9 protein-coding genes are annotated in these 11,871 nt (G+C 68.3%); 5 read left to right on the forward strand and 4 right to left on the reverse strand.

What is annotated here, in order from left to right:
- Nucleotides 1-238: 238 nt before the first annotated feature.
- From QH276_RS10315 to QH276_RS10330, 4 genes are read left to right on the forward strand one after another with little or no spacing between them, the layout of a single operon-like run.
- On the forward strand, nt 239-436 hold the full coding sequence (locus QH276_RS10315) for a hypothetical protein (RefSeq protein ID WP_280400201.1): 198 nt from the start codon (nt 239-241) through the stop codon (nt 434-436).
- A 34-nt stretch (nt 437-470) separates the two neighbouring features.
- Nucleotides 471-1,658 carry a family 1 glycosylhydrolase gene (locus QH276_RS10320; protein ID WP_280400202.1) on the forward strand — a complete coding sequence of 396 codons (1,188 nt, stop codon included), beginning with the start codon at nt 471-473 and terminating at the stop codon, nt 1,656-1,658.
- Nucleotides 1,655-4,672, forward strand: coding sequence for a glycoside hydrolase family 2 TIM barrel-domain containing protein (locus QH276_RS10325; RefSeq protein ID WP_280400203.1), 3,018 nt, complete (start codon nt 1,655-1,657; stop codon nt 4,670-4,672). The genes QH276_RS10320 and QH276_RS10325 overlap by 4 nt, the downstream gene beginning before the upstream one ends.
- Nucleotides 4,669-6,057: a mannitol dehydrogenase family protein gene (locus QH276_RS10330; RefSeq protein WP_280406708.1), complete on the forward strand. Its 1,389-nt coding sequence runs from the start codon at nt 4,669-4,671 to the stop codon at nt 6,055-6,057. Before QH276_RS10325 ends, QH276_RS10330 begins: the two co-directional genes overlap by 4 nt.
- Nucleotides 6,058-6,126: 69 nt before the next feature.
- Here QH276_RS10330 and QH276_RS10335 read toward each other — a convergent pair whose 3' ends face one another.
- From QH276_RS10335 to QH276_RS10350, 4 genes are all read right to left on the reverse strand, one after another.
- Nucleotides 6,127-7,392, reverse strand: coding sequence for an MFS transporter (locus QH276_RS10335; RefSeq protein ID WP_280396594.1), 1,266 nt, complete (start codon nt 7,390-7,392; stop codon nt 6,127-6,129).
- Between the two features lie 31 nt (nt 7,393-7,423).
- Nucleotides 7,424-8,209, reverse strand: coding sequence for an ABC transporter ATP-binding protein (locus QH276_RS10340; protein ID WP_280396593.1), 786 nt, complete (start codon nt 8,207-8,209; stop codon nt 7,424-7,426).
- On the reverse strand, nt 8,206-9,168 hold the full coding sequence (locus QH276_RS10345) for a FecCD family ABC transporter permease (RefSeq protein ID WP_280396598.1): 963 nt from the start codon (nt 9,166-9,168) through the stop codon (nt 8,206-8,208). The genes QH276_RS10340 and QH276_RS10345 overlap by 4 nt, the downstream gene beginning before the upstream one ends.
- 104 nt (nt 9,169-9,272) lie before the next feature.
- Entirely contained in the window at nt 9,273-10,322 is a 1,050-nt protein-coding gene (locus QH276_RS10350) for an ABC transporter substrate-binding protein (protein ID WP_432278534.1), read from the reverse strand.
- 122 nt (nt 10,323-10,444) lie between these two features.
- Here QH276_RS10350 and QH276_RS10355 point away from each other — a divergent pair, with 122 nt between their 5' ends.
- A complete protein-coding gene (locus QH276_RS10355; protein ID WP_280396592.1) occupies nt 10,445-11,389 on the forward strand; it encodes an ROK family protein in 945 nt (314 codons plus the stop codon).
- Nucleotides 11,390-11,871 lie beyond the last annotated feature (482 nt).

Consider the following 11,871-nt stretch of genomic DNA (forward strand, 5'->3'; position numbering starts at 1 on the left):
ACATCGGTCGATGACACCGCGGCCGAACTTGTTGCCGATATCGAGGCAGCGGGCATGGATGATGTGGGGCTGGTAGGCCATTCGCAGGCGGGCTGCATCCTATGGGCCGAGCACGGCAATGATCAGAGCGTTGCCCGGTGCGAGGCGTGCAGAGCCTCAGGACCGGGAGAAGGCGATATCCCGCGACAACTCGGGACAACCGGTTGCCGTGGACCGTCGCCACCGAGAATATGGCGGCATGGATCCCGACTCCCCGCCACGCTGTGCGTTGCCTCCCGGCCCGCCTCTCGTGCGGGACTGCGATCTGCGCCGCGACGAGGCCGCGCCCGGTGCGGAAGCGGCCACGCCGAACTACAGCGCCCTGCACCCGGCCGGCGGGGTCCTGACGATCCTGGGCGGCCTGATCATTCATACCCGGGTCCGAGGCAGCCGTTGAGCGGTACCGCCGGGCAGAGAGAAATGAGAAACCCATGGTGACACAGCTCCCGGCCGGATTCCTGTGGGGGGCCTCCACCGCCGCCCATCAAGTGGAGGGCGACAACGTCAACAGCGACTGGTGGGTGCGTGAACAACAACGTCCGCCGGAGCAGCGCAGCGGCTCGGCGGTCGACAGTTATCACCGCTATCCCGAGGATATGCGCCTGCTCGCGCAGGCAGGTCTCAACGCCTACCGGTTCAGTATCGAATGGGCGCGGATCGAGCCCGCCGAGGGACAGTTCTCCCTCGCCCAGCTGGCGCACTACCGGCGGATGATCGACACCGCCCTGGAGACCGGACTCCGCCCGGTGGTCACCCTGCATCATTTCACCTGCCCGCGCTGGTTCGCCGAGCACGGCGGCTGGCTGGGGGAGCGGGCGATACCGCAGTTCGAACGGTATGTCGAGCGTGTCACGGCCATCCTGGACGGCGTCGACTGGGTGTGCACGATCAACGAGCCGAATATGCTCGCCATGATGGAATCGCTGGCCGCCGCGTACCGGTCGGGGGAGTTCAGTGCCACCGTCGAGGAGGGGAGGCCGCCGGTACTGCCCGCCCCGGACCCGCAGGTCGGCGCCCGGCTGGCCGCGGCACACCACGCGGCGCGGGCAATCCTGAAGAGCCGCACCGGCGCCGCCGTCGGGTGGACCGTGGCCGCCGGGGCGCTGACCGCCACCCCCGGTAACGAGACGATGCTGCGTGAGGTCCGGGAAGTCCGCGAGGATTTCTACTGGCGGGCCGCCCGGGAGGACGACTTCGTCGGCGTGCAAGCGTATTCGAGTCAGCAGGTGGACGAGCGCGGGGTAGTCCCGACTCCGCCGAGTCCGGACAACACCCTGACCGGTGCGGCGTATCGGCCCGACGCCCTGGGCGCCGCGGTCCGCCATGCGTGGGACGTCACCGGCGGCGTGCCGATCCTGGTCACCGAGAACGGTATCGCCACCGCCGACGACGAGCGGCGGATCGCCTACACCGCCGACGCACTACGCCACTTGTTCGCCGCCATCGACGACGGCGTCGATGTCCGCGGATACCTGCACTGGTCGGCACTCGACAACTACGAATGGGGCCATTGGGAACCGACCTTCGGGCTCATCGCCGTCGACCGCGAGACCTTCGAACGGGTGCCGAAACCGAGTCTGGCATGGCTGGGCAATGTGGCGAAGCAGGGGGGACTGTGACCGGGCTCGACCTCCGGGCGATGGCGCCCGACGATACGGGATTCCATGCCGTCGGCCGCCTGCCCATGCACGCACTCCGGCGCACCCCGGACATCGATCTCGACGGCGAATGGGAATTCCAGCTGCTGGAATCGCTGGAGCAGGTACCCGGCGACGAATGGCGAACGGTGATCGTCCCCGAACTGTGGACGATGCGGGAGAACGCCGACCGGCCGCACTACACCAACGTGCCCATGCCGTTCGACGAGTCCCCACCGCAGATACCGGCGCGGAACCCGACCGGCGTCTACCGGCGCAAATTCGAATTACCCGATACCGGTGACCTGCGCGTGGTGTTGCATATCGGTGCCGCCGAAGGGCTGCTCCGCGTGTTCGTCAACGACCGGCCCATCGGCACCAGCACCGATTCCCACCTTGCCGCAGAGTTCGACATCACCGATGCCTGTACGCCCGGCCCGAATACTGTGACACTGGCGGTGTCGAAGTGGTCGGCCGTGTCCTACCTCGAAGACCAAGACCACTGGTGGCAGTCGGGAATCAGCCGCTCGGTATTCGTGTATTCCGTGCCGCTGCAACGTCTTGCGGATCTCTCGGTGCGTGCCGACTACGACCCGGAGACCGGGTACGGTGCGCTCGACGTCGAGATCGTCACTGCGAGACTCGATCACCTCGGCGACTCGGAATGGACCGTGGAAGTGCGCGCACTGGATCGAATGGTGGCACTACCGGTCGCACCGCGCCGCGCGGCGCCGGCACTGCCGCTACCTGATGACGACCGCAGCGTCCGGCCGCAGTCGCGTATCCCCGCCGATTTCATGGATCTGCTCTCGATCCGGGCCGCCGGCGCGCCGGTGCTCGAACGACTCGCCCCGTATGCCTCCCGGTTCGGCCGATCCCTTCTGCCCGCCCGTCCCGCGGGAACCGCCGGCCTGGCATGGCGCGATGTGGAGGTGCAACCCTGGTCCGCGGAGGAGCCGCGACTGTACGACCTGACGGTGCGGCTCGTGCGGCCGGACGGGACGGTAGCCGACGAAACCCGCACCCGCATCGGGTTTCGGCGGGTGCATATCGAGGGCCGGGATCTGCTGGTCAACGGCCGCCGAATTCTCGTGCAAGGCGTGAACCGTCATGATTCCCACCCCGTCACCGGACGGGTCCTCTCCCGCCGGGACATGCTGGCGGAACTCGCTCTGCTGAAGCGATGCAATGTCAACGCTATCCGCACCTCGCACTACCCGAACGACCCGGAATTTCTCGATCTCTGCGACGAGATCGGCTTCTACCTCGCCGACGAGGCCGATATCGAAGGACACGCCTTCGCCGGCACCCTGTGCGACGACCCGCGCTACCTGCCCGCGTTCCTGGAGCGGGTGACGCGGATGGTGCAGCGGGACCGCAATCATCCGTCGGTGATCATGTGGTCGCTCGGCAACGAAACCGGATACGGCACCAACCACGACACCGCCGCGACCTGGGTGCGCCGCACCGATCCCACCCGGCCGCTGCACTACGAGGGCGCGATAGCGCACGACTGGCACGGCGGCCACGCAGCCACCGATGTCGTGTGCCCGATGTATCCCGCGTTCGACGCGCTGCGCGCCTATGCGGCGGATCCGCGCGCCGATCGACCACTGATCCTGTGCGAATACGCCTATTCCCAGGGGAATTCGACCGGCGGTCTGGCCGAGTACTGGCGGTTGTTCGAGACCCTGCCCGGACTACAGGGCGGGTTCATCTGGGGATTCAAAGACCTGGCCCTGGCCCCTGACGGGGACGGAAAGTACTACTATGGCGGCGATTTCGGCGACGAACCGAACAGTGGGCCCGCGCTGCTGTACGGCATCGCCTTCGCCGACAACACACCGAAGCCGGCGCTGTACGAGGCCCGCGGGCTGTTCTCGCCGATCCGGATCACCTCCGGCGCCGCAGCGGCCCGCGCCGGGAAGATCACGGTCCGCAATCGGCAGACATTCGCCGATCTCGGCCGCTACACGTTCGAAATACACGTCGATACCGCCGACGGTCCGGCAGTGGCCACAACACTACCCCTGGAAGTTCCGGCCGGCGAGACAGTCACTGTCGAGTTGCCGTCCGCGATCCGGGCGGCCCTCGCCGCCCGGCCGCTGGCGCTGACGGTCACCGTCCGGACCCGTGACCACGCACTCTGGGCGCCGGCGGGAACCGTGGTCGCGATCGAGCAGGTCCGGTTCCCGGCTCCACGTATCACGCTGCCAGCGACGGCGACCGGAACGGTTCACCTGGATGCCGACGGCGGTCTGCGGCACCCCCTGCTCCGTGTGCCACCCCGGCTCTGCTTGTGGCGCGCTCTCACCGATGTCGACCGATCCGTGAAAATGGATCAGCGCTTCGTCCGGTCCGGGTTCTTCCGGCTGACCGCGAAGTCGGCCGATATCTCGCATGGTGACGATGCAGTAAGGGTGTGCACCCGCTACCTGGGTGCGTTCGGCGACGAGATATGCCACACCCGGACCATGCGCGCGGTCGGGGCGGACGACTACGTGCTCACCGAGCATGTCCGGCTGCCGGACGATACCCGGGACGGGCTGCGGGTCGGCGTGGAATTCGAACTCGCCGAAGGTCTCACCGACGCGAAATGGGTGGGATCGGGCCCGTGGGAGAACTACCCCGACCGCCGATCCTCCGCGCTCGCCGGGTGCTGGCACAGCAGTATCGACGATATGGCCGTGCCGTACCTGCGCCCGCAGGAGAACGGGGGACGCGGTGACGTCACCGAGCTGTCGCTGAGCGGCCCGGCAGGCACGGTGACCACGACTCACCAACCACTGCAGGTCAGCGTCGGGCGGTATCGGGTCGCGGAGCTCGAGGCGGCGGCGCATTGGTGGGAGCTGCCGCCCTCGCAGGCCACCATCGTCCACCTGGATATCGCGCATCGCGGACTCGGCGAAATCCTGGGACCCGATACCCTTCCCGAATTCCGGCTCGCCGCCACCGAATACGAATGGCAGTGGCGCATGCGGCTGGCAGTTCGATGACGGGAAATGGCGCGGCGGCCCGGCTTTCCCGAGACTTCCGCACCGCTGCGGCGGTGCGCATGGTCCATCTGGGACTCGGCAGTTTTTTCCGTGCTCACCAGGCCTGGTACACCGCATCCGCTCCGGACGGGGACCACTGGGGAATTGCGGCATTCACCGGCCGCGGCCCCGCCATGGCTGCGGCCCTGAGCGCTCAGGACGGGCTCTACACACTGGTCACCCGTGCTGCGGGCGGTGATGAATTCGAGGTGGTGCGCACGATCAGCCGGGTGCATGCCGCGACCGACGCGCAGGCTTGGCTCCGGTATTTCGCCGCACCGGAAGTGGCGGTGGTGACGCTCACCGTGACCGAGGCGGGCTACACCCGTCGAGGTGACGGCAGCTTGGATCTCGGCAATCCGGCGGTGGCCGCGGACCTCACCGCCGTGCGCGCTGATCCAGGTGCGGTCGGAACCACTGCGGCGGCCCGCCTGGTGGCGGGCTTGGCCGCCCGGCGAGCGGCGGGGGTGGGGCCGCTGGCGGTCGTACCCTGCGACAACCTCCCGGGCAATGGTGCGGTACTCGCGCACATCATCGGCGAATTCGCGGCTCTGGCGGCGCCGGACCTGCGTGGCTGGATCGACGACAACGTCTCCTTCGTCACCTCCGCGGTGGACCGCATCACGCCCGCGACCACGCCCGAGGATATCGCGGCGGTCGGGCAGGCTCTCGGCTATCGGGACGATGTGCCGGTGGTCACCGAGCCCTTCCGGGAATGGGTACTCGCCGGTGAGTTCCCGGCCGGCCGTCCGCGCTGGGAAGACGCGGGTGCTGTTTTCACCGCCGACCTCACACCGTATGAACATCGGAAACTATGGCTGCTCAACGGCGCGCACTCACTGCTGGCCTATACCGCGCCGCTGCGCGGCCATCTGACGGTGGGGCAGGCCATGGCCGATCCCGTGTGCCGCGGGTGGGTGACACAGTGGTGGGCCGAGGCTGTTCCGCACCTGCGGCAGCCCGATCAGGAGCTGACGGAATACACCCGGGCATTGCTCACCAGGTTCGCCAACCCGCGGATGCAGCACCGGCTTTCGCAGATCGCTCAGGATGGTTCGCAGAAGTTGCCGGTGCGGATACTGCCGGTGTTGCGGCGGGAACGTGCGGCCGGGCGGATGCCGGCCGGGGCTGTCCGGGCGTTGGCCGGGTGGGTATGTCATCTGACCGGCAACGGTGTCCCGGTGTCCGATGATCGCGCTCGGCCGGTGTCCGGTGCCGGTGCCGCTCTCGGGCTGCTGGACGGCACGCTCACCGATGATCGGGAATTGTGCCGCGCCGTCGAGGCGCAAGCCCGGCAACTGCGCGCCGCTGTCGATCACCGGGCGGGGAGCCTTCCACCTTCCTGACGGAGCCGGGTGGACGGCCCGTAGAGAAGTATCGTCACCCGAGGCGACCCGGCGGCTCGGTCGTGCGCGCTATCCGGTACCGCGTGGTGGCGCCGAATCAGGGGAGCGCAGCTGGAGCTTCAACACCAGCGAGCTCGCGAGGAGCGCCAGGGCGACAGCGCACCACGGCGCGGCGAGCCCCCAGCCGGTGGTCGGCACCAGGTCGATCAACGCGCCGGTGAGTACCGAGCCGGCCAGTACGCCGAGTCCGCCGATTGAGGCGAAGAGCCCGTAGTAGGACCCGAGCCGGCGTTCGGCGGCCAGGCGCGGTATCAGGTCCCGGGCGACGGGGAGCGTCGTCATCTGTCCCAGTGTCAGCAGGAGCGTGAATACGGCGGGCGGGACGAGTGCGGGCACGCCCTCGAGCTGCCTCGGCGCCAGCAGGGCCATCACGGCGAATGCGGCGGCCGTCACGATCAGGCCCGCAGGCAGGGCCGCGGCGCTGCGGACGCGGCGGGTGAGGGGTAGCTGGGCGATGACGACGAAGAGCGATGCCAGGGCGAAGTACCAGCCCAGCGGGGCCTGTGAGCCCCAGGCGCGGGCGAGCTCCAGCGGTAACAGCAGGTACAGCTGGTTGTACGCCAGCAGTTGCGAACTCATCGCCACCGCGAGCAGCAGAAAGGTTCTGTTCGCGACCACTTCGCGCCAGCCGTCGAGCCATTTCTCGGCGGCGTGGGCGCCGGGCCGGGCGGGGAGCAGCCTTAGATGCACGACCAGGATTACCGTGAACAGGCCCGCTGCGACCAGGCAGGCGGCGGCGAAGTCGGCCGCCAGCAGCAGCGATCCGAGCAGCGGCCCGACGAATGTGCCGATCTGACCGTACGCGGCGAAGAGCGCGAAGACGTCTGTGCGGGACTGTCCGCCGTCGCTTCCGGCGGCGGTGGCGAGGGCGGACTCGACCGCCGGGGAGAACAGCGCGCCGGCGAATCCCGTCAGCACGGTCGCGATCACGATTCCGGGCACCGACCCGGCGAAGGCCAAACCGGCGAAACCGAGGATCCGGCACCCACAACCGGCGACGACGACGGGTTTCACTCCCCACCTGTCCGCGAGCGAGCCCCCGACGAAGAACAGGCCCTGCTGGGCGAACGTGCGGATTCCGAGTACCACGCCGACCAGCGCCGCCCCCAGGCCGAGATCCTGCGTCAGGTGCACCGACAGGTACGGCAGCACCATGAAGAAGCCGATATTGAAGGCGAGCTGGGTGAGCACGAGCAGCCGGACGGCCGGGGTCGCCGCCGCGAGGCCGGACAGCAGCGACCACCGGCCGCCGAACCTCCGGGCAGCAGCGGCCACTGTCTCGGGTGCCGGGGAGTCCGGCCGGCCGCTACCGCGCGGGGACCGCAACCGGCCCCGGTTCGAACAGGATCGACAGCCGCCCCTTCGACTCGTCGACGAGCACTTCGGCCCGGACGTTGTACACCCGCGCGATCAGTTCGGCGGTCAGTACCTCGGCCGGTTTTCCGCCGGCCACGGCACGGCCTTCCTTCAGCACGAGGACGGTATCGCAGAACATGGCGGCGAGGTTGAGGTCGTGCAGAGCGATCACACTGGTGACGGGCAGCCGGGTGACCAGCGCCAGCAACTCCAGTTGATGATGGATGTCCAAGTGATTGGTCGGCTCGTCCAGCAGGAGCTCGCGCGGTTCCTGCGCCAGGGCACGGGCGATCTGGACCCGCTGCTTCTCCCCGCCGGAAAGCCGGTGCCAGAGCCGGTCCGCTTTCGCGGTGAGGCCGGTGTGTTCGAGCGCGGCCGCGACCGCGGCGTCGTCGGTGAGGGGATTTCCGCCGAAGGTCGTCCGGTGCGGGATACGCCCGAGGCGCACGACGTCGCGGACAGTGATGTCGAGATCGGTGTCGGCGTGCTGGGCCACGACGGCCACCGCGCGCGCAATATCTTTGCGTCGCAGGGTGGACAGGTCGTTGCCGTCGAGGGCCACCACCCCGGCGGTCGGGCGTACGACACCGTTGAGCAGATGTAACAGCGAGGATTTCCCAGAGCCGTTCGGGCCGAGCAGGCCCACGGTTTCGCCGGGCGCGGGTGTCACCGTGACACCGTCGACAACGAGCGCGCCGCCGCGATTCCAGCTGACAGCATCCGCGCGCAGGGTCACCGGACTCTCCTCCTGCGCGACAGGATGACGATGAACGCGGGCACACCGACCAGCGCGGTACCCACACCCACCGGCAGCGGGGTGGGCGCGAACGCGACCCGGGAGACGGCATCCACCCACACCATGAAGACCGCCCCCAGCAGTGCTGTCGCGGGAACCAGCCGGCTGTGCCGGGGCCCCAGCAGGAACCGTGCCGCGTGCGGGAGCACGAGCCCCACGAACCCGATCGCACCGGCGACGCTGACCAGGGTCGCGGTGATGATCGCCGTGCACACCAGCAGCAGGAGCCGGAATTTCGCCACGGAGATACCGAGCGATGCCGCCACCTCGTCACCGAACGAGAAGGCATCCAGGACATGCGCGTAGTACAGGCACACCGCCGTCCCGGCGAGCACCACCACCGCGCACAGCCGGACATCGTCCCAGCGGACGCCTTCGAGTGATCCGAGTAGCCAGAACATCACGCCCCGGGTCTCGTCGGAGTCCGCGAACGCGAAGATCACGAACGAGGTCAACGCCGAGAACAGCTGTGTACTGGCGACACCGGCCAGGATGACGCGGTCGTTGCTGCCACCGGAGAGGCGGGCGAGCAGCAGCACCAGCCCGAACGCGACCAGTGCCCCGAGGAACGCGCCGCCGGACAATCCGAGCGCGGCGCTGCCCACGCCGAGAACCCCCACGATCACCGCACCTGTCGACGCGCCGGACGAGATGCCCAGGACGAACGGATCCGCCAGCGGGTTGCGCAGCAGCGACTGCATGATCACGCCGCACACGCCCAACCCGGCACCGCACGCCGCCGCCACCAGTGCGCGCGGGAGCCGCTCCTCCCAGACGATCGCGTTCTTGGCCGCCCGCACCGGGATATCGGTGAGACCCAGGTGATTGAGCAGGACATCACGGACATTCACCAGCGAGATATTCGCCGGGCCCAGCGTGACCGCGACGAGCACGGACAGGACGAGCGCGACCAGCCCACCGACCGTGATCAGCGCCCCGGCGACCCATCCTCGCCGCCGAATCCGTTCGGGGGCGGGTGCGGCGGCGTGGTCGCGGGTGGCGGTCAGCGGGGCACCTGCATATCGCGGAGGCCGGCGACGATCTTCTCGAGTCCGTCGACGGCCCGGATGGACGGGTTCATCTCGGCGCCGTGCAGGGCGATGTAGCGCTTGTTGCGTACGGCGTCGAGGTTGCGGGTCACGGGATCGGCTTCCAGGAAGGCGATCTTGTCGGCCAGCCGGTCCCCGGGGAAGCGGTTGCGCAGCAGATCGCCCAGCACGAGGACATCCGGGTTGCGTTCGACCACGGTTTCCCAGCCGACCGCCGGCCAGTCGTCGGTCAGCTCCGCGAAAGCGTTGGTGGCGCCGACCGAGGTGGCGAGCAGATTCGCCGAACCCAGCCCGCCGGCCACGTACGGGCTCTTGGTATCGGCGAACCAGAACGCCATCGACACATCCGACTTCGCGAGGGCAGCCAGGGCCGCTTTCTCGCGACCCTGAAGCTCGTCGATGAGTTGTGCGCCCCGGTCGTTCACATCGAAGACGGCGGCGAGTTCACGGATCTCCTGATACAGCGAGTCCATCGTCAGCGGTGTGGTGCGCTTCCCACCACCATTGACGCTCACACCGTTGTCACAGTCGGTCGGGGACAGGTACGACTCGATCCCGGTCTCGGAGAACCGGCTCCGCTCGGCGACGCCACCCTGCGCGAAATGCCGGCCGAACGATGCGGTGACGAAGTCGGGGTCGGCTCCCAGGACGACCTCGTAGGTCGGCGCGTTGTCCGCCAGGCGGGGAACCGATGCGTTCGCTGCCGCCAGATTCTCGCGAATGGGATCGGTCCACGACGCGGTTCCCACGATGCGGTCGCCGAGACCGAGTGACAGCAGGATCTCGGTGGACCCCTGATCCAGCGAGACGACCCGCTGCGGCGCCGCCTCGACGGTGATCGTCTCACCGCAGTTGTCGAGGACCACGGGATACGTAGTGCTGCCTTCGCCGGCGGATACGGTGCCGAGGTCGTCGACCTGCTCGGATTGCCCGCACGCGGCGAGGGTGCTCGCCAGCACAGCGGCAACGGCCACGAAACCGATCCGGCCCATGGAAATCTTCACGTTCCTCACTGCTTTCTGCCTCTCTGGAACAGGTGGTGCCTCGCGCGATCACTGATGAGGCCGACCATCACAACCTGTACCGAGGAAGCAGGCGAACGTTAGCATAAGTAACCCTATCCTAATTGCCGCGGTGCGGGTGCCGGTCGGAAAGCGGCCGCTCGCGTGGGGTCGCCGACGATGCGACCACCCGTGCCGAGCGGGTAGCGGCCTCGTATACTCATCGCACGGGTCTCACCAAGGCCACTGTCGTCAGTCTCGTCGAACCGCTGCTGGCCAACGGAGTGCTGTCCGAAGACCCAGCGGTTGCTGTCGCCGAGGACGAGGTTGTGCGTGCGCCGAATCTTCCCCGGCTCGTCGGATATCGACAGGGTCCGGCACTCGCCCGGTCACTGCGCACGAACCTGGTACGCAGCGACAACGAGGCCAACCTCGCCGCGCATGCCCACCTGTGGCCGCGCGACACCCTCGGGCCGGATTTCGTCTACGTATCCGGTGACGTCGGCGTCGGCGCCGGCCTGGTACTACAGGGCCGAGTCCACCGCGGCGTGCACCGCTTCGGGGGCGAACTGGGCCATGTGGCCATAGAGCGGAAGGGGCGCGCGTGCAGCTGTGGCGGGCGGGGTTGCGTCGAGCAGTACGCAGGTTTGCCCGCAATCCTGCGCGCCGCCGGATGCACCCGGACAAGCGAGCTGCAACGCGCCCTGGGGTCCGGTGACCCAGCCGCTCGGGCGGCCGTCACCGACGCGGGCTCGGCTCTGGGCGTCGCACTGGCGTCGCTGGTGAGCATCTGCGAAATCCCGGTCGTGGTACTCGGCGGCGCCTATTGCGTTGTATACGACCATCTCCGTCCCGCTGTTGCCGCGGAGCTCGAACGCCGGGTACTGGCCGCTCCCGCACACCGTACGGAACTACGGGTTTCCGCACTGGGGGAGGACAGCGCAGTCCGGGGCGCCGCGGGCGCCATCACCTGGCATCTCTGCACCGAGCCCGCCGGTTTGGATTCTCTCCTGGGCTTCGAAGAAACAGCTACCGCACAGCGGCATTCGGCTCCCGGGGAGAAGGCGTAGTGCGACAGCAACCCGCTGATCGGCAATATCGGGATAGGAGACCGTGTCCCACCCCAAAGGTTGTCAATGCGGGTCATTCATCGGGTACACCGAGCCGAGCCGATCCTGCACCGCCGCCGCCGTGAGGCCAAGGCCCAGTGCAAGTGAGTGATGTTCAGTGATTGAAAAGTAGCTTCTGACAGCTCTTTTCGAAAGCCCCTCATCTGGAACGCCGGGAGGGGCTTCTGTAATCACTGGAGATCAGCTTGGATACCGGCCTGTCACGCTCAAAACGGTCACCCGCGGGGCGGTCAGTCGGTGTCAGAAAGCGATGCCCTACCAGCGCCGACGGCCGCCGCGGCCTTGATGAGTACGGTCGTCGCGAGACCAGAGCACGAGACCTTGGTGGGCGGCGGATCGTGCGTCGCTCGGATACAGCGGATTCACTGCGTCAGCGGTCCACCGGAATGAGCTCCGAGCGTCGATCTCGTCCGCGACCGGCG

The organism is Nocardia carnea, from assembly GCF_029869215.1.
GTDB lineage: Bacteria > Actinomycetota > Actinomycetes > Mycobacteriales > Mycobacteriaceae > Nocardia > Nocardia carnea_B.